Origin of the sequence: Actinospineispora acaciae DSM 45401 (assembly GCF_000620785.1) — a bacterium.
In the GTDB taxonomy this organism is placed as follows: Bacteria; Actinomycetota; Actinomycetes; order Mycobacteriales; family Pseudonocardiaceae; genus Pseudonocardia; species Pseudonocardia acaciae.
The window spans coordinates 405,436-428,912 of sequence record NZ_JIAI01000002.1 but is presented as its reverse complement, the minus strand read 5'-3'; the positions used below and the strand labels follow the sequence as shown (position 1 = coordinate 428,912).

Here is a 23,477-nt window from a genome sequence, read left to right as displayed (position 1 = left end):
CATGTCACAACCACTCTGGAACCGGCTGGAGCACCGGCTGCCCGAGGTGGTGGACCGCACCCTGCACGCGTACGCCGACCGCTCGCCCCGCTACCAGGGCACGGTGCCCGACCACCTGCACCGGCACATGGCGCACACCTGCCACGCGTTCGGCCGGCTGTTCCTGCGCGCGGTCCGGGACGGCCGCGAGCCCGCCGGCGCCGACCTGCGGCTGTTCCGGGACCGCGCCCGCGACCGGGGCGCCGAGGGACTGCCGGTGGCCGACTTCGTCGACGCGTACTTCGTCGCAGCCGAGACGCTGTGGGACGAGGTCGTGTCCCTGGCCGGCGGGAGCCCACCGGGGCCGGCGGCCGGCGTCCTGCTGCGCTGCCTGCACACGGTGGCGAACGCGGCGGTCCAGGCGCACCAGCGGGAGTTCCAGGCCGCGCACAGCGAGGAACGGGAGGCGGTGCGCGCGGTGGTCCGGGCGCTGGTGGCCGGCGAGCCCGCCGCCGACCTCGCGCACCGCGCCGGGATCCGGCTCGCGGACGCCTACGCGGTGCTGGCGCTGCGGTTCGGCCAGCAGCCCGCCGAGTCCGTCGGCGACGCGGTGGGCCAACGCCTGGCCGGGCGCCGCAAGGTCCACCAGCTCACCAGGGCGCTGACCACCGCGCTCGGCGAGGAGGTGCTGGCCGCGCTGGACCCCGACGGCGGGCTGGTGCTGCGGCCGTCGACCCCGTCAGCCGGGGCCGAGCGCGACGACCTGGCGGCGGCCCGCGCGGCGATGCGCCCGTTGCGCGAGGCCGCCGGGGCCGACGTGAGCGCCGGGTTCGCGCACGCGGCGAGCCTGGGCGCGGTGCCGTCGGCGGCCGGCCAGGCGCGGCGGCTGCTGCGGCTGTCCCCGAACCCGGGCGAGGTCGCCGTGCTCGGCGAGCTGCTCCTCGAGTATCACCTGGACCACGACAGCGCGGCCCGGCCCGAGCTGGAGTCCGTCGTGGCCGCCCTGCGCGCCGACCCCGACCTGCTGGACACCGTGCGCGCCTACCTCGCGCAGGACTTCAACCGCCGGCGCACCGCGCGAGCCCTGCACGTGCACCCCAACACCGTGGACAACCGGCTGACCCGGGTGACCACCGTGACCGGCGCCGACCCGCGCACCGCGCGCGGCCTGCTGCTCCTCGGGTCCGCCCTGGCGATGTACGGAGAGTGACACCGCCGTAACCTGGTCGACACCGCGGGGTGATCGACGACAGAATCGGTGACCATGAAGTTCGAGATCCGTCACGCCCTGCCCGACGACCTGCTCGCGATGTCGGCGGCCGACAGCCGGGCGTTCGGGATCACCTACACCAGCACCGACATCGACGACTTCCGCCCGCTGTTCGACCCGGACCGCTACCTGCTCGCCTACGATCCCGCCGACGCCACCATCCTGGGCGTGACCGGCGCGTTCCCGTTCGAGATCACGGTGCCCGGCGGCGCGACGCTGGCCACCGAGGGCGTGACCTGGGTGTCGGTGGCGGCCACCCACCGGCGGCAGGGCATCCTGCGCGGGCTGATGGACCGCCAGCACCGCGAGCACGCCGAGCAGGGCGTGGCGCTGTCGGTGCTGACCGCCAGCGAGGGCGGGATCTACGGGCGGTTCGGGTACGGGCAGGCCAGCCGGCAGCGCGAGGTGCGGATCGACCGGCGGCTGGCCCGGATGCGGGCGGACGCGCCCAACCCGGGCGGCGTCCGGTACGTCGACGCGGAGGAGGCCCGCGCGCTCGCCCCGGACGTGCACCGGCGGTGGGCGGCGGTCACTCCCGGCGCGCTGTCCCGCAGCGAGCCCTGGTGGGACCACGAGTTCGTGGACCGCGCCGAGCGGCGGGGCGGCGGCACCGAGCTGTTCCACCTGGTGCATCCGGACGGCTACGCCTCGTACCGCATCCACCAGTCCGACCGCTCCTGCCGGGTGGTCGACTTCTTCGCGGCCACCGAGGACGCCCACGCCGCGCTCTGGCGCGTCCTGCTCGGCCTGGACCTGACCCACACCGTCACCAGCGAGGCCTGCCCGCTCGACGACCCGCTGCCGTGGCTGCTCGAGGACCCGCGCCAGGTGCGGACCACCGACCTGGCGGACGGCCTGTGGGCGCGCATCCTGGACGTGGAGCGGACCCTGGCCGCCCGCCGCTACCCGGTCGACATCGACGCGGTGCTCGACGTCGCCGACCCGTTCCTGGACCTCGGCGGGCGCTTCCGGCTACGCGGCGGCCCCGGCGGCGCGAGCTGCGAGCGCGTCACGTCCGAACCGGACGCGCACCTGAACATCGCCACCCTGGCCATGCTCTACTTCGGCTCGCACCGCGCGCACGCCATGGCCAGGGCCGGCCTGCTCGCGGCCGACGACCCGGCGGTGCTCGCCGCCCTGGACTCCGCGTTCGCCGCCGACCGCGAAGTCCGCCACGGCACCCACTTCTAGCCGCCGGCCGGCGATCCCCCAGAACCCGCCTCGCCGCACCGACTGTGCCGCGGGCGGATGGAGTCCGGCACATCAGCGGGCATGGTCGTGACCACCAGCCTATAAACGCCGATCCGGCGCCTGGTAGACCGCAAAAGGCGATTCGTGCCCGCGCACGGTCTCGAAATGGGCGCCCGCAAGGATCGCGTCCAGCTCGTCTCGTGCGATGACGCGGCGGACCAACCTGTCCAGGGCGGATCCGCCGTGGTCGAAGTCCCAGGCCCGGGAGGTGGTGTGCAGGCGGGTGTCCGGGTGCCACCGTGAGTTGATGGTCACCGTGGCGTCCCCGTCCGCGGTGTGCACCCGGTGTGAGCTGTCGGAAGCTTCCGGCGGCGGCGTGGTGAGGGTGTTGATGATCAACAGGGCGCCGGGGTGGGCGTGTTCGCTCGCCGTCTCGGCGACCGCAGCGAGCTCGCGGTCGGTGTGCAGGTAGGCGAGGCTGTTTCCCAGGCAGGTGATCAGGTCGAACCTGGCGTGTAGGCGCAGGTCGCGGAGATCCCCGACCCGTAGGTCAAGGTCGGGGCGGGTAGTGCGGGCGTAGTCGATCATCTGTGGTTGTAGGTCGATACCCACTCCCGACCAGCCGCATCGGTTCCGGAAGATGCCCAGGTCGCGGCCGGTGCCGCAGCCGAGATCCAGCACCGTCGCCACCCGGGCGCCGAGGTCGGCCACGACCCGGGCCACGGTGTCCGCCTGGTCATCGGCGTGGGTCAGCTCGTCGTAGAGGTTGGGGTGGCGGTAGACGATGTTCGCCTCAGCCAGGCTTGCGGCGTCGATCATGTCGGTATCCCGGTGGCGTGTGGCGACGTGTTGTGGCTGGTCATGCTCCGTAGCCCGACCTCCACAGCGAGCATGTCGTAGAGCAGCGGCGGGGCCGGTGAGCCGCGCCGGAGGCGGCGCAGGGTCGTTGTGAGACTGTCAGGGTTGACGAAGCCCAAGTCGACGAGCACCGACTCCGCGAGCATCCGGGCGAGCAGTCGCGGCGCGTGGCGGCGAAGGGCGTCACGCATCGTGTCGTCGAACGATTCGGGGTTGCGCGGCTCGGTGACGGCCGGGGTGAATCCGGCGCGCGCGAGCCGCAGGCGAAACAGCCGCTTACTGGTCCGCCAGGCCACCGGTAGCGATTCGCCGAGGCGAAGCATCTCCGGTTGTGCGAGTGGCGCGATGGGCCAGAGCCCAAGCCGTAGGTAGGCGGGGTGCCAGGCGGCGTCCGGTACGTCGACGCGGAGGAGGCCCGCGCGCTCGCCCCGCCCTGGACGCCGCGTTCGCCGCCGACCGTAAAGTCCGCCACGGCACCCACTTCTGACTCGCACTTCGCTGGCTCAGCCCCGGCAGGACAACGCCGGGGCCTGAGTTCGCGCATTAACGCGGCCTGAGCAGCGCCCAGGTCAACTCACAAGCGCCGAGAAACCACTGCCAGAGCCACCAGAGCCGAACCTTGAGCGGGCTCATTGGCTTCTTCGTACCGTCGTCGCCCTGGTCCGAGCGAAGATCGGTCGCCACCGAGATCACGTCCCCTCCCCAAGTACTCTTGCGCGGACCACCGGATGACAATTCCCTGCCACGCAGAGCCCGACTTCGCGCCATGGCTGAGGCTGCGGAGAGCCGTGTCGCGCAATCCACCCACTCTTCGTCCGGATAAGGCGGTTCATGTATGGATGTCCGCCGTAGCGGACCACGGCTCGAACGTCCGGGCCGGGTTCCGGGTCAGCCTGGGGCCACCACCATTCACCAGTGGACGGCGGTTTCAGGCTGACACCGCACACGCAGTTCTCCGACTCAGCCAACGGAGCACTCCCGCCGGTCAGCCACGCCGCCGTGCCCGGCGCAGGGTGCGTTCACCGCGCCGCTTGGCGAGCCAGTACTGCAGTACGGCACTGCCCCAGTCGGGAGCCGGCCCGCATCGCGTGCCGTTGTCGATCACGCCGAGACCTGGGCCGATGTTCGATGTCTCACACCGCGACGCAGGGAGCGGGTGGCGCGTTGCCGCCAAGCGGACGGTCTGCTCGCTGGGGAAATCGTCGAGGGCCCGCTCGTCCGCCGTCTGCATGTCAGCAACGCTACGAACGTCAACGCGGCAAGCTCAACGATGTTGCAGAAAGTTGTGGGGAGCGTTCGCGCCGTCGTGGAACTGGCGGCGAGTTCGCCTGTCAGAACCCTGTCGATCCCTGAAGCTCACCGAGTTCTTGACCCGTGTGCCACACTGTCGGACGCTCGATGTCTTGAGAAGATCTGCAACGGCTCTCGAAGGAGTGGCGATGCGACTCACCTTCCTCGGCAAGGACTCCCAGCCCAACCAGTCACCGACCTTGTACGCCACCGACCACGGCTCGTATGTCGTGCAGGGCTGGATCGTGACCGATCCCCAGATCCTGGCCGCGGTGACCGTGCTAGACGATGAGACTCTGGTGGAGGTCCCAGCGAAGCTCATGGAGCACCTGACAAAGGACGGAGTTGATGGCGCCATCGTGAACCTGATTCCGCCCATAGTGCATGTAACCGACTCCGGAAACTACATTATCCGCGGGAAGAAGGTCACCGATCACGAGGCGCTGAGCCAGATGGAGATCCCGGACCACGAGGACTGCGTCGAAGTCTCCCGTCACGCTGTACTCGAACTCGTTGGGAGCTGAACCTTGGAAAGCATCTCCTACGAATCCTTGGCAAGCCTGTTTTCTTCGTTTCGCCAAGAAGCACTGCATCTGGAGATGCGGGATTCGTACGGAACATCGGCCGAGATACCGCATTTCGCTAGATGGCAGGCAGGCGAACCCGACGACACCGAGTGGCTGCAACCATGGTTCGACACCGTACGTGACGCCTCGCGTGCGGGTAAGGTATTTCGGCGGGCTCGGATAATATCGGAACCAATCTCGGAATATCAGCAATGGGTACTCAAGGACTCTCATCTGTATGTCGAGGCCGGGGAGGACATCCGCTGGGTTCCGCGCGCTCGCGTATCAACGATCGCCCTGCCAGGTAACGACTTCTGGCTATTTGATAACGAGATCGTTGTCTTCTTGATCTTTGCGGCAGGCGGCCTGGTTGTCGACCGCCAGAAGACGCGCGACCCCTATGCCGTCAATCTGTGCCGAGCCGCATTCGACGCCGTCTGGGAACTGTCGATTACCGATCGTGAATACAAGGCCGGCTAGTCCCGCTCAGCAAGCTCGAGAGTCGCTCGGGCTCCGGCTCCGGGATCTCCGCAAGCAGGCTGGCCTCACGGGACGAGCCCTGGCGACTTCCGTCGGGTGTCACTTCACGAAAGTCAGCCGAATAGAGAACGGGAACCAGGCACCTTCCGAAGAGAACATTAGAGCGTGGTGCCACGCCTGCGGCGTCGAGGACGAAATACCAGACCTCATCGCCACAGCGCGCGCCATTGATTCGATGTACGTTGAGTGGCGTCGGCAGACCCGCGCGGGCATGAAGCACCTCATGATGGCGTCGGTACCGCTCTACGAACAGACAACGCTGTTTCGCATATACGAGCACAGCGCCATACCTGGACTATTCCAGACAGCGGACTACTCATTAGCGGTCTTGAGATACTTTATCGACTTCTTGAACGCCCCGAACGACGTCGATGACGCCCTTCGGGCACGCCTGGAACGGCAAGCGATTCTATACTCCGGAAGTCGCCGTTTCGCTGTCGTACTCGAAGAGAACGCAATACGCGTGCGCGTCGGTGGCCGGGAGACCATGGCGGGCCAGCTCGACCGGCTCCTCGCCACGATGTCCTTACCAAGGATCAGCCTCGGGATCATCCCACAGTCCGAAATTCGCAAAACCTTCTCGCAAGTCCCATACTGGATCTACGACGACACATTGGTCTGCGTCGAAACACCTACGGCTGAATTGCAGATCACACAGCCGAGCGAAGTCCGTCTTTATGCCGAGATGTTCGCACACCTACAGCAATCCGCCGTGTATGGCGCCGCGGCTCGGGCGCTCATACGCAGTGCAATGGAAGATTTGACGTAAGGTGACTATCCAGCGCCGAGGGCGTCCAGGGCGCGGGCGGCGCCCGGGTGCAGCGGGACGGGGTCGGTCGCGCGCGCGTTCTGCCGGGTGATGTCGCGGGCGGACGGGTTGGCGGCCACCAACTCGGCGGTGCGCTCGTAGAGCGTCCTGGTCAGCACGCAGGCCACCGCCGGGTCCATGGTGGTCGGCACCAGCAGCAGGTTGGGCACCACGATCGTCGGGGTGTCCACCGCGCCCGGGTAGGTCGCGCCGGGGATGGTGGCCACCTGGTAGACGGGGTTGATCTTGCGCATCTCGGTCAGCTGGCCGTCCGTGCCCAGCAGCTTGACCTTGCCGCGCAGGCTGGTGAACAGGTCGGTGATGTTCGGGGTGGGCAGCCCGCCGGAGAAGAACAGCGCGTCGACGGTGCCGTCCTTCATCCCGTCCACGCTGGCCCCCAGGTCCAGGCGCTGCGCGGAGACGTCCCGCTCGGGGTTGAGGCCGGCCGAGGCGAGCACCCGGTTGGCGATCACCTCGGTGCCGGACTTCGGCGAGCCGGTGGAGACCCGCTTGCCGCGCAGGTCGGCCACCGAGTTGATGCCCGCGTCGGAGCGGGCGACCACCTGGGTGTAGTTCGGGTAGATGCGGCCCAGCGCGGCGATCCGCTGCGGCTTGCCCTCGAACGCGCCCTTGCCGACGACGGCGTCGGCGGCGCTGTCGGCCAGCGAGAACGCCACCTGGTGGGTGCCGGCGGCGAGCTGCTGGATGTTCTGCACCGACGCACCGGTCTCGGCGGCCGTCGCCTTCAGCTTGCCGTCCGTCGCCTGCGTGACCACCTCGCCGAACCGCCCGCCGAGCACGTAGTACACCCCGCCGGTGTTGCCCGTCGCGATGCTGATCCGGGTGTCCCGGGTGACCTCGCAACTACCCCCGCCGCCTGGGGACGCCGGCGCCGCCTCCTGCCGCCCGCCGCACGCGACGAGCGCCGCGCCCACCAGGACGGTGACCAGTACCGCTCTGTACCTCACCTACAACGCCTCCTCGGGGGTTTCACGGTTCCACACACGCAGCAGTAGATGGACGGCCACGGCGGCCGCCAGCAGCGCGACACCGGCGACGATCGTGGCCGGGGCCAGGTAGAGCAGCAGCAACGCCGCCGGCAGGCACAGCGCCCGCTCGATCGGCCCGGCGCGGCCGACCAGCCAGCCCCCGGTGACCACCGCCAGCGCCGCCACCGCGAGTCCGGCCACCAGCGACGCCCACAGGACGGTGACGGCCGGGCCCTCGGTGAGCAGCGCGGCGCCGTTGTCGGTGAGCACGAACGCGAACGGCACCAGGAACGCGGGCAGCGTGTACTTCGCGGCCTGCCACATGGTGGCCACCACCCGCCCGCCGGTGATCGCGGCGGCGGCCACGGCGGCCAGCGCCGTCGGCGGCGTCACCTCGGAGAGCACGGCGAAGTAGAAGATGAACATGGCGGCCTCCGGCGCGGCCACCCCGAGGTCGGTCAGCGCCGGCGCGATGATCACCCAGGCGATGATGAACGACGCGGTGACCGGGACGGCCAGCCCGAGCACGGCGATCGCCAGCGCGGCCAGCACGGCGGTGACCACCAGCGTCCCCGTCGGGTTGTCGGTGACCGCCCGCGCGGTGTTCACCAGGATCGAGGCGAGCTGCAGGCCCAGCCCGGTCTTGGCGATCGTGGAGGTGATGATCCCGGCCGCGGCGCACACGGCGGCCACCGCGAGCGCGCTGCGCAGCCCGCCGGCCAGCGCGTCGAACAGCCGGCGCGGGGTCAGCGCGTGCCGCTTGTCCAGGAACGACAGCACCAGCTGGATGCCGATCGCGTACACCACGGCGGTGAACGGCGGGATGTCCAGCGCCAGGAACACGATGATCACGACCAGCGAGACCAGGTGGTAGCCGAACCGGCCGAGCAGCCGCCACGGCCCGCCGGCCGTGCGCACCGCGACCGCCCGCGTCCCGTACCGCCGCGCGTCGATCTCCACCGCGAGCAGGATGCCCAGGTAGTAGAGCACCGTCGGCAGGATCGCCCAGAGCAGTACCTGCAGGTAGGAGACCCGCAGGTACTCGGCGATGATGAAGGCCGCCGCGCCGAGCGTGGGCGGGGACAGGATCGCCCCGATGCCGGCCGCCGCGAGCACCCCGCCCGCGTTCTCCGCCGGGTAGCCGGCGCGACGCAGGATCGGCCACGTCACCGAGCCCAGGCTGACGGTGGTCGCCGCGCCCGAGCCCGACACCGTGCCGAGCAGGAACCCGGACAGCGTCACCGTCCGCCCCGGCGCCGTGCGCGACCCGCCGAACATCGCGAACGACAGCTCGATGAAGAACCGCCCGGCGCCCGACATGTCCAGCACCGCCGCGTACAGCGCGAACAGCACGATGTAGCTGGCCGCCACCGCGAGCGGCACCCCGTAGAAGCCGGACGCGTCGTTGTACAGCCCGTTGATGATCTCGTCCGGGTTCAGCCCCTGGTGCGCGATCGGCCAGTTCTGCGGCAGGAACCCGCCGTAGTACGAGTACGCCAGCGCGAGCAGGCAGGCGGCCGGCAGCACCCAGCCCGTGGTGCGCCGGCAGGCCTCCAGCACGAGCACCAGCAGCACCGCGCCCGCGATCAGGTCCGGCGTGGTGAGCAGGCCCTGCCGGTCCAGGAACGCGTTGTACCCGCCGCCCCCGTCGCCGATCGTCACCGGCAGCACCGGGTAGAGGCCGACCGCGACCGCGACGACCGCCAGCGCCCAGTCCGCCGGCCCCGGGTTGTCCGCGCCGCCTCGACGGCCCTGCCCTGCGCCTGACCGGTAACACAGGAACACCAGCGGCAGCACGCAGGCCAGGAACAGCATCAGCGCGAACTGGCGACCGGCCGGCAGCGGGAAGAACACCTGGTACAGCGAGAACGCGGCGACCAGCGCGGAGATGACATTGACCGCCGTCTCGACCCGGCCGGACAACGACCGCGCCGGCCGCTCCTCGTCGTACCCGGCCATGGTCTCCGGGTCGACCGGGGTGGCCTCCCGCTCCAGGGCGTCAAGCGAGGTCGGCTCGGCCTCCCGGTCTGACATGCGCCGACGGTAGCCGCGCGAGCACCCTTTGGATAGTCGAAGAGCGCGGTCAGTTCGCCGGCTCGTCCTCCGGTACCGAGGTGGCGCGGACGACCAGCTCGGGGGCTAGCCGCTCGGACGCGGGCCGCCGGCCGGCGAGCAGCTCGACGAGCAGGTCCACCGAGCGCTGGCCCATCCGGAACATCGGCGAGCGCACGGTGGTGAGCGGGATCGGCAGGTTGGCCGCCAGCGGTGTGTCGTTGTAACCGACGACGGCGACGTCCACGCCGGCCCGCAGCCCCCGGGCACGCAGCGCGCCGAGCACGCCGATCGCCGCGAAGTCGTTCACCGCGAAGATCGCCGACGGGACCGAGGCGGCCAGGATCCGCTCGGCCGCCGCCCGGCCGCCCTCCGCGTCGAAGTGGGAGTGCACCACCCGGTCGGCCGGCACCGCGACGCCGTGCTCTGCCATGCCGTCCACGAAGCCGCCGGTGCGGTCGATGCCCGTGCTCGCGTACGGCTCGCCGGCCACCACGGCGACGTCCGTGTGCCCCCGCCCGGCCAGGTGCGTGGCGGCCAGCCGACCGCCCATGTAGTCGTCGCAGGTGACCGCCGGGTGATCGCCCGCATGCCGGCTGACCAGCACGAACGGCACCTCCCGCTCGGCCAGCCCATCGACGAACTCGGCGTTGTGGTCGGCGTCGCCGAAGATCATGCCGTCCACCCGGCGGTTGAGCATCATGGTGGTGCGGGCGCGGCGCAGCTCGGGGCGGTCGTGGGAGTTGGTGACGAAGGTGGCCAGGCCGTGGTTGTTCGCCGCGTCCTCGATGCCCTCGTAGATCGTCGCCAGCACCAGGTCGGAGAGCCTGGGCACCATCACCCCGACCAGGCCGCTGCGGCTGGTCCGCAGGCCGATCGCCTGCGGGTTGGGCTGGTAGCCCAGCCGCTGCGCGAGCTGCCGGATCCTGGCCACGTTGGCCGCCGACGCCGCCGACTCCGCGACCGCCCGCGACCCGTTGAGCACCCGGGACACCGTGGTCACGTGCAGGCCCAGCTCGTCGGCGATCATCCGCAGCGTCGGGGGGCGGCCGTGCTTTCCGATGTCCAGCTCGCCGGCGCCCCCGTCGCGTCGACCTGCCATGACATATCCCCCCATTGACACCCGATAATGTGGTCTCTATCTTCAGCCTAACGTTAGCCCTAACGTTAGGGGCTCGCGCCTCAATTCTGCGTTCTTCCGCTAGTTGATCACTGTCTCCCGCCCGTGCCCGGAAGGTTCTGACCATGGACAAGCACATCCACTGCGTGTTCGGAGTCGACATCGACGCCGTCGCCGGTTGGCTGGGGTCCTACGGCGGTGAGGACTCACCGTCGGACATCCAGCGTGGCATGTTCGCCGGCGATGTGGGAGCGCCCCGGCTGCTGAAGATGTTCCAGCGCAAGGAGATCCCGGCCAGCTGGTTCATCCCCGGGCACTCCCTGGAGACGTTCCCCGACACCGTCAAGATGATCGTCGACGCCGGGCACGAGGTCGGCGCGCACGGCTACGCGCACGAGAACCCCGTCGCGATGACGCCCCGGCAGGAGGAGGACGTGCTGGCCCGCAGCGTCGAGCTGATCGACAAGATGGCCGGGCGCCCGCCGAGGGGCTATGTCGCGCCGTGGTGGGAGATGAGCGATGCCACCCCGTCGCTGCTGCACAAGTACGGGTTCACCTACGACCACAGCCAGGGGCTCAACGACTTCGTGCCGTTCTACGCGCGCGTCGGCGACAGCTGGACGAAGATCGACCTCAACGCCCCGGCCGAGTCCTGGATGCGGCCGCTGCAACGCGGCCAGGAGATCGACCTGGTGGAGATCGGCGCGAACTGGTACGTCGACGACCTGCCGCCGATGATGTTCATCAAGGGCTCGCCGAACAGCCACGGTTTCGTGAACCCGCGCGACATCGAGCAGATGTGGCGCGACCAGTTCGACTGGGTGTACCGCGAGCTGGACTACGCGGTGTTCGCGTTCACCATCCACCCGGACGTCTCGGGTCGCCCGCAGGTGCTGCTGATGCTGGAACGGCTGATCGACTACATCAGCGGCCACGACGGGATCACCTGGTCGACGATGGAACAGGCCGCCGACGACTTCCGCGTTCGCTTTCCCTTCGACGGGGCCGAACGGCCTCTCGGTTACTGAGGTGTATTGAAAATGAGCGCACACGTTGGCAGCGCCGCCGACACCGAGCACGTCGTCACCGATTCCGACGTCCGGTTCTCCACCTGGATCTGCTTCTTCGCCTGGACCTTCGCGGTCTACGACTTCGTGCTGTTCGGCAACCTGCTGCCCGAGCTGGCCAAGGACCTGGGGTGGTCGGACGCCAGCTCGACGGCGGTGAACACCTGGGTCACGGCGGGCACCGCGCTGGTCGCGTTCGCGGTCGGGCCGGTGGTGGACCGGGTGGGCCGGCGCAAGGGGATCATGATCGCGGTGATCGGGGCGGCCGTGTGCTCCGGGCTGACCGCGGTGGCCGGCTGGGTCGCGGGGGTGGCCGGCGGGGTCGGCGTGGTGCTGCTGATCCTGATCCGGTCGGTGGCCGGGCTGGGGTACTCCGAGCAGGCCATCAACTCGACCTACCTCAACGAGATGTTCGCGCACTCGTACCGCGACCCGGCGCAGGCACGGCGGCGCGGGTTCATCTACTCGCTGGTGCAGTCCGGGTGGCCGGTCGGTTCGGTGCTCGCGGCGGTGTCGGTGTTCCTGCTGTTCCCGGTGGGCGGCTGGGCGCTGTGCTTCCTGGTCGCGGTGTTCCCGGCGGTGTTCATCTTCGTGGCCGGTCGGCGGCTCAAGGAGAGCCCGCAGTTCGTCGCCCGCCGCCGCGCCGAACGGCTGCTCGCGGCCGGTGACGTCGAGGGCGCCACGGCGGTCACCACCGCGGCCGGCCTGGGCGCGGCCGACGAGTCGAGCCCGCTGGCGGCGGCGTTCAAGGGCGAGTCGCTGCGCTCCACGCTGGTGCTGGGCGGGTCCATGCTGCTCAACTGGCTGGGCGTGCTCACCTTCGCGGTGCTGGGCACCTCCCTGCTCACGGCGGCCAACGGCAAGAACATCGCGTTCAGCGGGGCGATCGGCATCCTGATCATCTCCAACGCCACCGCGTTCGTGGGCTACCTGGTGCACGGCTGGCTGGGCGACCGGATCGGCCGGCGCAACGCCATCTCGGTGGGCTGGATCCTGTCCTCGGCCAGCTTCGCGGGCATGCTGCTCGCCCCGGACGGCGACGTCGGCGTGATCATCACCCTGTACAGCGCCGGGCTGTTCTTCCTCATCGGCCCGTACTCCGCGCTGATCTTCTTCAACGGGGAGAGCTTCCCGGTGCACTCCAGGGCGACCGGCGGCGCGATCATCAACGCGGCCGGCCAGGTCGGCGCGATCATCGCCGGCCTGTGCATCACCGCGACCCTGAACGGCGGCCACACCTGGGAGACCGCCGCGTTCCTCTGGGGCTGCCTGCCGATCTTCGCCTCCGGCCTGCTCATCCTGGCCGCCCGCAAGATCGACCCCCGCACCGTCCGCACCGACTGACCTACATCAGGCCGGCGAGGCGGTAGAGGACCAGTGAGCCGGCCACGGCGACGTTGAGGCTGACCCCGCGCCCGGTCATGGGAATCTCGAGCACCTCGTCGGCCAGCTCCAGCGCGTCCGGCGGGATTCCGCCGTGCTCGTGACCGAGCATCACGACGGTGCGGTGGCGGGCGGCCTGGGCGCGGGGCAGCGGCAGGGCGCCCTCGGTCAGCTCGACGGCGACCAGGCGGGCGCCGCGCCGGCGCTGGTCGCGCAGCCAGCCGAGCTTGGAGGGCGCCACCCAGTGCACGCAGCTGCGGCCGGGCAGGGTGTTTCCCTTGGCCAGCGCGCCGCGGTAGTGCGGGGTGCGCGGCACCGCCATGCACGCCCCGACGGCGTCGCAAGTGCGCAGCAGGGTGCCCAGGTTCGCGCCGTAGGCGACCCACAGCGGGGCGGCGATCAGGTGGTCCCAGCAACCGTGGCGGCGGGCGCGCATCAGGCGCGGACGAACGGTCTCCTTGTCAACATGGGGAACGGCGCTTGGCGGCGCGCCGGGGCCATCGTCGAGGGCTTATGAGCTGTCGCGATTCTACGGGCGGACGTGATACTCGGTCGTGTGGATCACGACGCGGAGACGGTGCTGGCCGACGACGGGTGCGAGCTGTGGGCTACGGCGGCCGGGACGGGGCGTCCGTTGATCCTGTGTCACGGCGGGCCGGGGTTGTGGGACATGTTCGGCGAGGTCGCGGCGGCGTTGGCGGGGCGGCGGCGGGTGATCCGTTGGGACCAGCGGGGGTGCGGGCGGTCGCAGCGGCGCGGGCCGTACGAGCTGGCGCGCACGCTGCGGGACCTGGACGCGGTGCGGCGGCACTTCGGGCTGGAGCGGGCGGCGGTGCTCGGGCATTCGTGGGGCGCGACGGTGGCGCTGCGGTACGCGCTGGAGCATCCGGACCGGGTGAGCGCGCTCGGCTACGTCGCCGGCACCGGGCTCGGGCGGGACTGGCACCCGGAGTACAAGCGCAACCTCGCCGAGCGGCTGGGCGACCGGCTCGAAGTCCTGGACGCCAGCACCGACGCCGAGGACCGGGAGAAGGCGGTGCTGCAGTGGACGGCGGACTTCGCCGACCAGGCCAGGGCGACCGAGTACGCCGAGCGGATGGCCGACCCCTGGTTCGAGATCAACCACGAGTGCAACGCGGCACTGGGCGCGGAGGCCAGGCTCGCCTCGCGGGACGAGGACGAACTGCTGGCGGCCTGCCGAGGACTGGCCGTTCCGACCTTGATCGTGGAGGGCGCCCTGGACATCCGGCCGAACTGGGCGGTGGACTCGCTGCACCGGGCGCTGCCGTCGGTCACGCGGGTGACGCTGCCCGATGTCGGGCACGTGCCGTGGCTGGAGGCGCCCGAGGCGTTCTACGCGGCGCTGCTGTCACATCTGTAACCGTCACGTTCTAGGCTGGTCGGCCGTGACGGTGCTGCGCTCGGTTGCGCTGTTCGTGCTCGCGGCCCTCGCCGAGATCGGCGGTGCCTGGCTGGTCTGGCAGGGCGTGCGCGAGCATCGTGGCCTGCTCTGGGTCGGCGCCGGCATCCTCGCACTGGGGGCGTACGGGTTCGTCGCCACGCTGCAGCCGGACCCGCACTTCGGCCGGATCCTGGCCGCCTACGGGGGCGTGTTCGTGGCCGGCTCGCTGGCCTGGGGAATGGCGTTCGACGGGTACCGGCCGGACCGGTTCGACGTCGTCGGCGCCGTCCTCTGCCTGCTCGGCGTGGCCGTGATCATGTACGCGCCACGCCACGCCTGAGGGCCTGGGAACATGAGTGAGTTCGTCGCGTACGGCACGTCGCACTCCACGGTGCTGGCCGTCACCGTGGCCGGGGCCGCCGGCCTGGTGGTGCTGGGCAGGCACGGCGGGGCGCGGGCGGCCGGGCTGTGCGCGCGGGTGCTCGCGGTGGTGCTGCTGGTGCTGGTCGTGGGCGAGCACGTGTGGGAGTTCGACCCGGAGCACGTCGTGCACACGCTGCCGCTGCACCTGTCCGACCTGGCCCCCTACACCGCCGCGTGCGCGCTGTGGACCCGGTGGCGCTGGGCGTGCGCGCTGACCTACTACTGGGGGATCACGCTGAGCACGCAGTCGCTGCTCACCCCGGCGCTGGCCGGGCCGGACTTCCCGAGCCTCCAGTTCCTGGTGTTCTTCGCCAGCCACAGCATGGTGGTGTGGGCCGCGATCTTCCTGACCTGGGGGCTGCGGCTGGCGCCGAGCTGGCGCGGCTACTGGTTCACCGTCGGGGTGACCGGGTGCTGGGCGGCGGCGACGCTGGCGTTCAACGCCCTGACCGGCACGAACTACGGCTTCCTGAACGCCAAGCCGCCGACCGGGTCCATCCTGGACCTGCTCGGGCCGTGGCCGTGGTACCTGGTGCCGGAGGTCGCGCTGCTGCTCGGCGTGTGGGCGCTGATGACCGCGCCGTGGCGTCGCCGCCCGGCGGCCCCGGCGCGCCGGGACGAGGAGCACGTCGGCGGCTGAGCCGGACCACCGAATCGGTGGGTTGGCGCGGCGCGGAGGGATGGTGGCCGCGCGAACTCCTGGCGGCTCGCCGACGGCGGGCCCGAGGATGGTCGGGGTCGAGGAGAGGACGCCGGCATGACCGAACCGCCCCGGGCACACGACTGGCCGGTGGACGACCTGGACGGCGTCCGGCTCGATCCGCTGCTGGCCCGGCTGCTCGCCGAGGAACCGCTGGCCAGGATCCGGATGCGGTTCGGCGAGGGCGACGCCTGGCTGGCGACCCGGTACGAGGACGTCAAGCGGATCGCCATGGACCCGAGGCTGAGCCGGGCGGCGACGGTGGACCGCCCGATCACCAGCATGACCCCGCACGTGCTGGGGCTGCCCGGCGGGATCGGGCGCACCGACCCGCCCGAGCACACCCGGCTGGCCCGGCTGGCCATGCAGGGCCTGAGCGTGCGCCGGGTGCAGCGGCTGCGCCCGCGCGCCGAGGCGATCGCGGACGAACTGCTGGACCGGATGGCCGGCCAGGAGCCGCCCATCGACCTGACCGAGGCGCTGACCGCGCCGTTCGCGATGCGGATGGTGTCGGAGCTGCTGGGCGTGCCGGAGGCGGACTGGGAGCGGGTACGCGGCTGGCAGCGGGTGGTGTGGTCGACCACGACGGCCCGCCAGGACAGCGCCGCGACCAAGGCCGAGCTGGGCCGCTACCTCGGCGAGCTGGCCGCGCGCAAGGCCGCCGAGCCCGGCGACGACCTGGTCAGCACCCTGGTGGCGGCCCGCGACGCCGGCAACCTGAGCACCCCCGAGCTGATCTCGCTGGGCTACATCCTGGCGCTCAACGGCGTGGAGATGGTGCGCAACATGGGCGCCACCATGGCCTACGTCCTGCTCGGCCACCCCGACCTGCTGGCGCGCCTGCGCGCCGACCCCGCGCTGCTGCCCACGGCGATCGAGGAGCTGCTGCGCTACATCCCGAACCGCAACGGGGTCGGCCTGCCCCGCATCGCCACCGAGGACCTGCCGATCGGCGACGCCACCGTCCGGGCCGGCGAGGCCGTGTACGTCTCCTACATCGCGGCCAACCGCGACCCGGAGGTGTTCGACGACCCGCACCGGCTGGACGTGGACCGGGACTCGAACCCGCACCTGGCGTTCGGGCACGGCATCCACCACTGCGCGGGCGCCTCGCTGACCAGGATGGAGCTGCGCGTGCTGCTCGCCCGGCTGGTCGCCAGGTTCCCCGGGCTGCGGCTGGCCTGCGAACCGGAGCGGGTGCGGTGGCTGCGCGGGGTGGTCAACCGGGGGCCGGAGTCGCTGCCGGTCACCTGGTGACCCGTGAGTGGTTAGCGTTGCCATAGCAACGCTAACCACTCACGGGGGGACCATCGGCGTGAGCTGCTTGATGTCGTAGCGGGCGCGCAGCTCGGCGATCGCCGCGTGGTCGACCTCGCCGCCGGCGTTGAGGATGTCCAGCAGCTCCTCGAAGTACCGCTCGTGGTCCGGCGGCGGGGACGCCTGGAACAGCATCCGCGCCGGCGCGCCGGTGGGGTTGGCGAACGCGTGCGGGCAGCCGGGCGGGACCAGGATCAGCGTGCCGGGCCGGGCCCGGGTCACCCCGGCACCGGACGGGGACCGCCAGCCCCGCCAGCCGTCGGCGGTGCGCACGGTCGGCTCGAACGCGAGCACCTCCAGCTCGCCTTCGAGGACGTAGAACAGCTCCTCGCTGTGGGCGTGCACGTGCGCGCCCACGTCGAACCCGGGCGGGACGGACACCTCGAACGTCGACGCCGCCCGCGAGTCCGCGCCGGTGACCTTGAACGTCACCCGCTGCGCGGTGCTGACCAGGGTGCGGCCGCCGCCCGGCGGCACCACCAGGCCGTCCACGCTCATCCCGCGCTCACCAGGTCACCGGCAGCGTCTCGGGGCCCCGGATCAGCGCGTCGGGCTGGAACGGCACCTCGCCGGCCGGCACCGCCAGCCGCAGCCCGGGCAGCCGCTCCAGCAGCGTCGAGACGATGACCTCGGACTCCATCCTGGCCAGCGCGGCGCCGACGCAGTGGTGCGGGCCGTGGCCGAAGGACAGGTGCGGGTTGAAGCCCCTGTCGAGGTCCAGCCGGTGCGGGTCGGCGAACACCTCCGGGTCGCGGTTCGCCGACAGGTAGGACGCGTAGACCGGGTCGCCGGCCCGGATCAGCACGCCGCCGAGGCGCACGTCCTCGGTCGCGATCCGGGCCATGCCGACGCCGTTGCGGTGCGGGATCCAGCGCAGCAGCTCGTCCACCGCCCTGGACAGCAGGGCCGGGTCGGCGCGCAGCCGGGCGAGCTGGTCGGGGTAGGTGAGCAGGGTGAACAGCATGTTGCCGCTGTTGTTGCACACCGCGTGCGCGCCGCTGGCCTGGATGAGCACCGCCAGCCCGACCGCCTCGTCCAGGCCCAGCTCGCCGCGATGGACCGCCGCCGCCAGGATGCCGGCCAGGTCACCGTCCGGGTCGGGGGCGCGGGCGGCCAGGAACTCGGTGAAGTAGGCGCCGATCTCCGCCTTCGCCCGCTCGCTGCGTTCCCGGCCGGCGCCGGCGGTGAGCAGCACGGCGGTCCAGTTCGCCATCGCCGGCCGGTCGGGCTCCGGCACGCCCATCAGGTCGCTGACCGCCGCCAGCGGCAGCGGACGGTGCACGTGCGCCATCAGGTCGGCCGGCGGCCCGTGCCGCAGCAGGTCGTCCACCAGCCGGTTCATCCGCAGGCGGGTGCGCGGCAGCAGCCGCTGCATGCTCTTCGGGCTGAACGCCTTGGCCGCCGAGCGGCGCAGCCGGGTGTGCTCGGGCGGGTCGGCGAACCCCACCGCCTCGTCCAGCGGGATGAAGTGCGGCGCGAGCCTGGTGATGGGCCGCCCGAGCAGCGCGTGCCGGCTGAACCGGGGGTCCGAGGTGGCCAGCTTGACGTCCGCGTACCTGGTCACCAGCCAGGCCCAGCCCTCCCCGTGCGGCAGCCGCACCCGCGACACCGGCTCGTCGGCCAACAGCTCGGCCAGCAACGGGTCGAATTCGAGCCCGCGCGGCGCCAGGGCGGCCCAGGAACGCACCGAGTCGGTCGTTTCCGTCATTGCACGACCTCCGTGTCTTGTTTAACGGTCGGGCTATTCATCGAGACCGTCTCCGGCGGTCATGCGCCGTCGCGTCGATCGTTCAGGTCATGCCGGTCCGGCGCGATCCGGCGCTCGGGCGGACCCGAGGGTCCGCCGTCGCTAGCCGGACTAATGAATAGCCTCTCCCAGGACGAATACGGTTTCCGCGCGGTCGGCACGATGGCGGGGAACAGCCCGTCGGCGCCCGAGGTCCAGGTGCCGAGCGCGATTTCCGCGGTGATGCCGGGGCCGAAACCCGCTATCAGCCCCCGCCCGTTCTCGACGGCGCCACCGCTCTCGAAAAGCCGGCGAATGGCGTCCAGAATGACGGCGCTCGCGATGTTTCCGTACTCGGTCAGGGTGGCCCGGCTGAACCGGAACGCCTCGGGCTCCACCCGCAGGAACCGGGACAGGTCGTCCAGGATGCGCGGCCCGCCGGCGTGCACGATGTAGAAGTCCAGCCGGCCGGCGTCCCAGCCGCGCGCCTCGGCCAGCGAGCGCAGCGCGGGCGCCAGCGGACCCATCGTGGTGGGCACCCGCTTGTCCAGCAGGAAGTGGAACCCGCTGGCCCGGACCTGGTAGGCGATCCAGTCCTCGGTGTGCGGGATCAGGTACGAGCCGTTGTCCGCCAGCCGGATGCCCACCCCGCCCCTGCCGCGCACCACGGCGGCGGCCACCGCGTCCCCGAACAGCCCGTTGGACAGCAGCGAACCGACCTCCAGGTCGTTCGGCTGGTAGCACAGCGAACAGAACTCGCAGGCCACTATCAGCACGTTCGATCCGGGATAGGCCGCGCAGAAGTCACGCGCGCGGTTGATCGCCGCCCCGCCGCCCGCGCAGCCGAGCTGGGCGATCGGCAGCTGCCGGGTGTCGTGCCGGAAGCCCAGGTTGTTGATCATCCAGGCGGTCATCGACGGCATGGTGAACCCGGTGCAGGACACGTAGACGATCAAGTCGATGTCCGGGCTGGACAGGCCGGCGTTGGCCAGCGCTTGGTGTACCACGTCCGGGACCCTGGCCTTGGCCTGCCGCTCGTAGCACTCGTTGCGGGCCTCGAACCCCGGGTGGCGCAGCACCTGCTCGATCGGCTGGATGAGGTGCCGGGTCTTCACGCCGGTGTTCGCGATCAGCCGCAGGGCGAGGTCCAGCCGAGGGTGGCCGGCGTGCAGGGTGCGCGCGAGCTGGAGAGTCTCCTCGGCGGTGATAATGTGCTCCGGAACGGCGACGGCCGGGCGACACAATGTCGCGCGCCGCACATTCTCCTCGGACGCCAATTCGCGTGGTGACGGCCGGCGTGAATGGTCGCCGTTAGCGGGTTCGAGTAGCGCGGCCTTGGAACCGGCAACCCCTTGCGACGAGTCCATGAGTTTCAAGGTAACCCCCACGTGTCGCCGGCAGAACTACCCCAAGTGGTGAACGTAAATCGCTGGTGAGAGTGATGGACAAGGCTGTTCCAACCACGTTTGAGTGTTACTTCCAGGTAGCATTGCTACGGCGCAATTCCTGTCACTGAAAGCAATCAGAAGGGTGTTCGCGGCGTTTTACCGGGGTAATCGCGGTAGCGCCGCCGGCGCGCGGCGAGCCTGTGCTCGGCGGCGGAGGTGGCCAGGTCGCGGACTGCGGTGGCCACCTCGGTCGCGAGCCGGCGGACGAACGCGGCGGGCTCTTCGGCGGCGTCCGGGTGTTCGTCCACCAGCGTGTCCACCGCCCCGTCGCGCAGCAGGTCCGCGCTGGTCACCCGCTGGGCGGCGGCCACCTCGGCGGCGCGGTCCGGGCGGTGGTGCACGATCGCGCTGGCTCCCTCCGGCGGCAGCGGCGCGAGCCAGCCGTGCCGGGCGGCGATCACCCGGTCGGCGGGCAACAGCGCCAGCGCCGCCCCGCCGGCACCCTGGCCGAGCAGCACCGACACGGTCGGGACCGGCAGCGTCACCAGCTCGGCGAGGCAGTGCGCGATCTCGCCGGCCAGGCCGCCCTCCTCGGCCGGCACCGACAGCGCGGCGCCCGGCGTGTCGATCACCGTCACCAGCGGCAGCCCGAGCTCGGCCGCTAGTTGCATCCCCCGCCGGGCCAGCCGCAACGCGTCCGGGCCGAGCGGGCGCGTGGCCTGCGCGCGGCGGTCCTGGCCGACCAGCACGCAGTGGGTGCCGCCGATGCGCGCCACCGCCAGCAGCAGGCCGTGACCGTCCCCCGGCCCCGTCGCACCGGCCAGCGGCAGCGCGTCGACGCCCTCGGCGCCCAGCAGCTCCCACACCCCGGGCCGCCGCTCGTCCCTGGACCGGGTGATCGACGTCCAGGCGGTCACGCCATCGGAGGTGCCGTCCCGGCCCTCGGCTCCCGGGCGCGCCGCGTCCGCCTCCGCCTTTGCCGGCGCCGAGGGGTCGAGCAGGTCCAGGATCCGGCCGACCGTCCCGGCCAGTTGTTCGGGCGGCAGCACCGCGTCGACAAGGCCGTGCGCGTGCAGGTTCTCGGCGGTCTGTACCCCGTCCGGGAATGGCCGGCCGTGCAGCGCCAGGTAGACCTTCGGGCCGAGGAACCCGATCAGCGCCCCCGGCTCGGCCAGCGTGACGTGGCCGAGCGAGCCCCAGGACGCGAGCACGCCGCCGGTGGTCGGGTGCCGCAGGTAGACCAGGTAGGGCAGGCCGGCGCGCTTGTGCTCGGCGACGGCCGCGGCGATCCCGGCCATCCGCAGGAACGCCGGCGCGCCCTCCTGCATCCGGGTGCCGCCCGACGCGGTGACCGCGAGCATCGGCAGCCGCTCCCGCGTGGCCCGTTCGATCGCGGCGACCAGCCGCCGCGCCGAGGCCACCCCGATCGATCCGGCCAGGAACGCGAACTCGCCACAGGCCACCGCGACCCGCCGGCCGCCGATGCGGCCCTCGCCGGTGACCACTGCCTCGTCGACACCGGCGCGAGCCCGGGCGGCGGCGAGCTCGGCGCGGTACCGCTCGGTGTCGGCGAACGCGGGCAGCGGGCCGGCCTCCTCGTCCCAGCACCGGAACGAGCCGTCCCCGAACACGAGCCCGAGCAGCTCGTGCGAGCCCACCGAGGAACCGGCTTTGCGCTCTGACATACGGCTCCTCACTCGTGGTGGCCTAGAGGACTAGCCACTCGGACACTTAGACTATGGGCCGCCGCAAGCCCGGGAGGTAAGAGTTCGTGACCCGCGACACCAGAGCGCACCGCGCGGAGCGCTCCGGTGCGCTGCGCCCGGTCGCCCGCCCCCGCCTCTACGAGCAGCTCGTGGAGCGGCTGCTGGACCACGTGGCCGCCGAGGGGCTCGCGGTCGGCGACCGCCTCCCGCCCGAGCGCGAGCTGGCCGCCCGGCTGGCGGTGAGCCGGGCGTCGGTGACCCAGGCGCTGGTGGCGCTGGAGGTGCTCGGCGTGGTCGACGTCCGGCACGGCGACGGCGCGGTCCTGCTCGACATCCCGCCCGGCCGGCAGGTGCTGCGCGCGCTGCGGGCCAAACGGGCGCGGCTGCGCGACGTGGTGGAGGCGCGCGAGGCGATGGAGGTCAAGCTGGCCGCGCTGGCCGCCGTGCGCCGCACCGCCGAGGACCTGGCCGCGATCGACGACGCGCTGGCCGTGATGGAGCGTGACGTGGCCGAGGGCGGGCGCGGCGTCACCGGGGACGAGCTGTTCCACGCCGCGGTCACCGCCTCGGCGCACTCCTCGCTGCTGGCGGACCTGATGACCGAGATCGCCGAGCTGATCCGGGAGAGCCGCATCGAGTCGCTGTCCCAGCCGGGCCGCCCGTCCACCTCGCTGGCCGCGCACCGCCTGGTGGCCGACGCGATCCGAGACGGCGACCCGGCGCGGGCGGCCAAGGCGATGGGCGAGCACATCGCGGCCGTGTCCGACGTGGCGCTGCTGCGCGACGACCCCGCCACCTGACCCGCGGCGACCTGACCCGCTTCAGGCCGGGAGCTGGGCGCGCAGGTCGGCGATCTTGGCGCGCATGGCGTCGGCGGGCAGCTCGAGCACCACCTCGGCGGCGACCGGGAGGTTGGTGACGAGCACCGCGTCGGCGAACAGGTCGATCCGGTTCACGCTCGGGACGGCCAGACCGCGCAGCGCCCCGTCGGTGACCAGGGAGTCCAGCATGGGCGCGATCGACCCGCCGGTCCAGACCGGCACCCCGGCCAGCACGCCCGCGCTGACCACGTGGGTGTGCCCGGCGAGCACCACCCGCACGTCCGTGCCGGCGATCGCGTCCGCCAGCGCCGCCCGGTTGCTCAGCTCGATCGAGGTGGCCAGCGGCACCGGCGAGGGCAGCGGCGGGTGGTGCAGCGCCAGCACCGTGCCGGCCGGCGCCGGGGTGGCCAGCTCGGCGCGCAGCCACTCCAGCTGGTCCGCCCCCAGCTCGCCGTACGCCCGCCCGGGCACCGTGCTGTCCAGCGCGATCACCCGCAGGTCGCCGAACCGCTCCACCCGGTCCAGTGGCTCGCCGCCGCCCTCCCCACCGAGCAGGTGCTCGCGCAGCGCGGCCCGCTCGTCGTGGTTGCCGGCGAGGTACACCGCGCGCGTGCCCAGCCGCGCCAGCGCCGGCTCGACCAGCGCCCGCAGCCGCCGGTACTCCTCGGGCGCGCCGTGCTCGGTGAGGTCGCCGGTCAGCAGCACGGCCGACGGCGTCGGCGCCACCTCCTGGACGGCGCGCAGCGCGCGGTCGAGCACCGCGTGCGTGTCCACGGGCTCCTGCCCGGCGTCGGCGGCGCGGCAGATGTGCACGTCGGTGATCTGGATCAGCGTGTGAACGGGTCCGTCAGCCACACCGAAGATCCTGCCCCAGCACGCGC

At 71.7% G+C, this 23,477-nt stretch carries 24 protein-coding genes and 1 pseudogene; 13 read left to right on the top strand and 12 right to left on the bottom strand.

The window, feature by feature from the left end; translation table 11 throughout:
- Position 1 precedes the first annotated feature (1 nt).
- Both N912_RS0111660 and N912_RS51260 read left to right on the top strand, forming a co-directional pair.
- On the top strand, positions 2–1,189 hold the full coding sequence (locus N912_RS0111660) for a PucR family transcriptional regulator (protein ID WP_028922560.1): 1,188 nt from the start codon (positions 2–4) through the stop codon (positions 1,187–1,189).
- A gap of 54 nt (positions 1,190–1,243) precedes the next feature.
- Positions 1,244–2,440: a GNAT family N-acetyltransferase gene (locus N912_RS51260; protein WP_037064226.1), complete on the top strand. Its 1,197-nt coding sequence runs from the start codon at positions 1,244–1,246 to the stop codon at positions 2,438–2,440.
- Between the two features lie 99 nt (positions 2,441–2,539).
- Here N912_RS51260 and N912_RS51255 read toward each other — a convergent pair whose 3' ends face one another.
- The 3 genes from N912_RS51255 to N912_RS63420 all read right to left on the bottom strand — a co-directional run bounded on the left by N912_RS51255 (position 2,540) and on the right by N912_RS63420 (position 4,529).
- Complete coding sequence (locus tag N912_RS51255; RefSeq protein ID WP_051580062.1) at positions 2,540–3,259, bottom strand: class I SAM-dependent methyltransferase; 720 nt, start codon at positions 3,257–3,259, stop codon at positions 2,540–2,542.
- On the bottom strand, positions 3,256–3,594 hold the full coding sequence (locus N912_RS0111645) for a hypothetical protein (RefSeq protein ID WP_156993442.1): 339 nt from the start codon (positions 3,592–3,594) through the stop codon (positions 3,256–3,258). The genes N912_RS51255 and N912_RS0111645 overlap by 4 nt, the downstream gene beginning before the upstream one ends.
- 689 nt (positions 3,595–4,283) lie before the next feature.
- The gene (locus N912_RS63420; RefSeq protein ID WP_156993440.1) at positions 4,284–4,529 is read right to left on the bottom strand and encodes a hypothetical protein; all 246 of its coding nucleotides are present in this window, start codon (positions 4,527–4,529) and stop codon (positions 4,284–4,286) included.
- 208 nt (positions 4,530–4,737) lie between these two features.
- On the opposite strand from N912_RS63420, the gene N912_RS61535 reads away from it, so the two are divergent.
- From N912_RS61535 to N912_RS0111630, 4 genes and pseudogenes are all read left to right on the top strand, one after another.
- The gene (locus tag N912_RS61535; RefSeq protein WP_028922558.1) at positions 4,738–5,112 is read left to right on the top strand and encodes a hypothetical protein; all 375 of its coding nucleotides are present in this window, start codon (positions 4,738–4,740) and stop codon (positions 5,110–5,112) included.
- 3 nt (positions 5,113–5,115) lie between these two features.
- Entirely contained in the window at positions 5,116–5,634 is a 519-nt protein-coding gene (locus tag N912_RS62000) for a DUF6879 family protein (protein WP_084210818.1), read from the top strand.
- Positions 5,555–5,818 (top strand): annotated as a pseudogene (locus N912_RS65695) (helix-turn-helix domain-containing protein); the annotation flags it as partial. The gene N912_RS62000 and the pseudogene N912_RS65695, both read left to right, overlap by 80 nt.
- A gap of 87 nt (positions 5,819–5,905) precedes the next feature.
- Complete coding sequence (locus tag N912_RS0111630) at positions 5,906–6,463, top strand: DUF5753 domain-containing protein (protein ID WP_425415296.1); 558 nt, start codon at positions 5,906–5,908, stop codon at positions 6,461–6,463.
- Positions 6,464–6,468: 5 nt separating this feature from the next.
- Here N912_RS0111630 and N912_RS0111625 read toward each other — a convergent pair whose 3' ends face one another.
- From N912_RS0111625 to N912_RS0111615, 3 genes are read right to left on the bottom strand one after another with little or no spacing between them, the layout of a single operon-like run.
- Entirely contained in the window at positions 6,469–7,470 is a 1,002-nt protein-coding gene (locus tag N912_RS0111625) for a TAXI family TRAP transporter solute-binding subunit (RefSeq protein ID WP_051580061.1), read from the bottom strand.
- On the bottom strand, positions 7,471–9,525 hold the full coding sequence (locus N912_RS0111620; protein WP_028922555.1) for a TRAP transporter permease: 2,055 nt from the start codon (positions 9,523–9,525) through the stop codon (positions 7,471–7,473).
- 49 nt (positions 9,526–9,574) lie between these two features.
- Positions 9,575–10,645, bottom strand: coding sequence for a LacI family DNA-binding transcriptional regulator (locus N912_RS0111615; RefSeq protein ID WP_156993437.1), 1,071 nt, complete (start codon positions 10,643–10,645; stop codon positions 9,575–9,577).
- 143 nt (positions 10,646–10,788) lie between these two features.
- Between N912_RS0111615 and N912_RS0111610 the strand changes: the two genes are divergently transcribed.
- Positions 10,789–11,691, top strand: a complete 903-nt coding sequence (locus N912_RS0111610) for a polysaccharide deacetylase family protein (RefSeq protein ID WP_028922553.1) — start codon at positions 10,789–10,791, stop codon at positions 11,689–11,691.
- Positions 11,692–11,703: 12 nt separating this feature from the next.
- Positions 11,704–13,074: an MFS transporter gene (locus tag N912_RS0111605; RefSeq protein WP_028922552.1), complete on the top strand. Its 1,371-nt coding sequence runs from the start codon at positions 11,704–11,706 to the stop codon at positions 13,072–13,074.
- Position 13,075: 1 nt separating this feature from the next.
- Here N912_RS0111605 and N912_RS0111600 read toward each other — a convergent pair whose 3' ends face one another.
- On the bottom strand, positions 13,076–13,549 hold the full coding sequence (locus N912_RS0111600; RefSeq protein WP_037064224.1) for a TrmH family RNA methyltransferase: 474 nt from the start codon (positions 13,547–13,549) through the stop codon (positions 13,076–13,078).
- Between the two features lie 120 nt (positions 13,550–13,669).
- Between N912_RS0111600 and N912_RS0111595 the strand changes: the two genes are divergently transcribed.
- The 4 genes from N912_RS0111595 to N912_RS0111580 all read left to right on the top strand — a co-directional run bounded on the left by N912_RS0111595 (position 13,670) and on the right by N912_RS0111580 (position 16,895).
- The gene (locus tag N912_RS0111595; RefSeq protein WP_028922550.1) at positions 13,670–14,494 is read left to right on the top strand and encodes an alpha/beta fold hydrolase; all 825 of its coding nucleotides are present in this window, start codon (positions 13,670–13,672) and stop codon (positions 14,492–14,494) included.
- A gap of 25 nt (positions 14,495–14,519) precedes the next feature.
- Positions 14,520–14,855: a YnfA family protein gene (locus N912_RS0111590; protein ID WP_028922549.1), complete on the top strand. Its 336-nt coding sequence runs from the start codon at positions 14,520–14,522 to the stop codon at positions 14,853–14,855.
- Positions 14,856–14,867: 12 nt separating this feature from the next.
- Entirely contained in the window at positions 14,868–15,578 is a 711-nt protein-coding gene (locus N912_RS51250; protein ID WP_037064222.1) for a YwaF family protein, read from the top strand.
- A gap of 117 nt (positions 15,579–15,695) precedes the next feature.
- Positions 15,696–16,895, top strand: coding sequence for a cytochrome P450 (locus N912_RS0111580; protein WP_028922548.1), 1,200 nt, complete (start codon positions 15,696–15,698; stop codon positions 16,893–16,895).
- 39 nt (positions 16,896–16,934) lie between these two features.
- On the opposite strand, the gene N912_RS0111575 is transcribed toward N912_RS0111580, so the two are convergent.
- From N912_RS0111575 to N912_RS51240, 4 genes are all read right to left on the bottom strand, one after another.
- Positions 16,935–17,453 (bottom strand): cupin domain-containing protein, encoded by a 519-nt coding sequence (locus tag N912_RS0111575; RefSeq protein ID WP_028922547.1) that lies wholly within the window; start codon positions 17,451–17,453, stop codon positions 16,935–16,937.
- Positions 17,454–17,460: 7 nt separating this feature from the next.
- The gene (locus tag N912_RS0111570; RefSeq protein WP_028922546.1) at positions 17,461–18,663 is read right to left on the bottom strand and encodes a cytochrome P450; all 1,203 of its coding nucleotides are present in this window, start codon (positions 18,661–18,663) and stop codon (positions 17,461–17,463) included.
- A gap of 59 nt (positions 18,664–18,722) precedes the next feature.
- Positions 18,723–19,940 carry a type III polyketide synthase gene (locus N912_RS51245; protein ID WP_281176259.1) on the bottom strand — a complete coding sequence of 406 codons (1,218 nt, stop codon included), beginning with the start codon at positions 19,938–19,940 and terminating at the stop codon, positions 18,723–18,725.
- A gap of 263 nt (positions 19,941–20,203) precedes the next feature.
- Positions 20,204–21,754, bottom strand: a complete 1,551-nt coding sequence (locus N912_RS51240) for a carboxyl transferase domain-containing protein (protein ID WP_037064220.1) — start codon at positions 21,752–21,754, stop codon at positions 20,204–20,206.
- Between the two features lie 86 nt (positions 21,755–21,840).
- Between N912_RS51240 and N912_RS0111555 the strand changes: the two genes are divergently transcribed.
- Positions 21,841–22,575 (top strand): FadR/GntR family transcriptional regulator, encoded by a 735-nt coding sequence (locus N912_RS0111555; protein WP_211261213.1) that lies wholly within the window; start codon positions 21,841–21,843, stop codon positions 22,573–22,575.
- A 21-nt stretch (positions 22,576–22,596) separates the two neighbouring features.
- On the opposite strand, the gene N912_RS0111550 is transcribed toward N912_RS0111555, so the two are convergent.
- Positions 22,597–23,451 carry a metallophosphoesterase family protein gene (locus tag N912_RS0111550; RefSeq protein ID WP_051580060.1) on the bottom strand — a complete coding sequence of 285 codons (855 nt, stop codon included), beginning with the start codon at positions 23,449–23,451 and terminating at the stop codon, positions 22,597–22,599.
- Between the last annotated feature and the right edge of the window lie 26 nt (positions 23,452–23,477).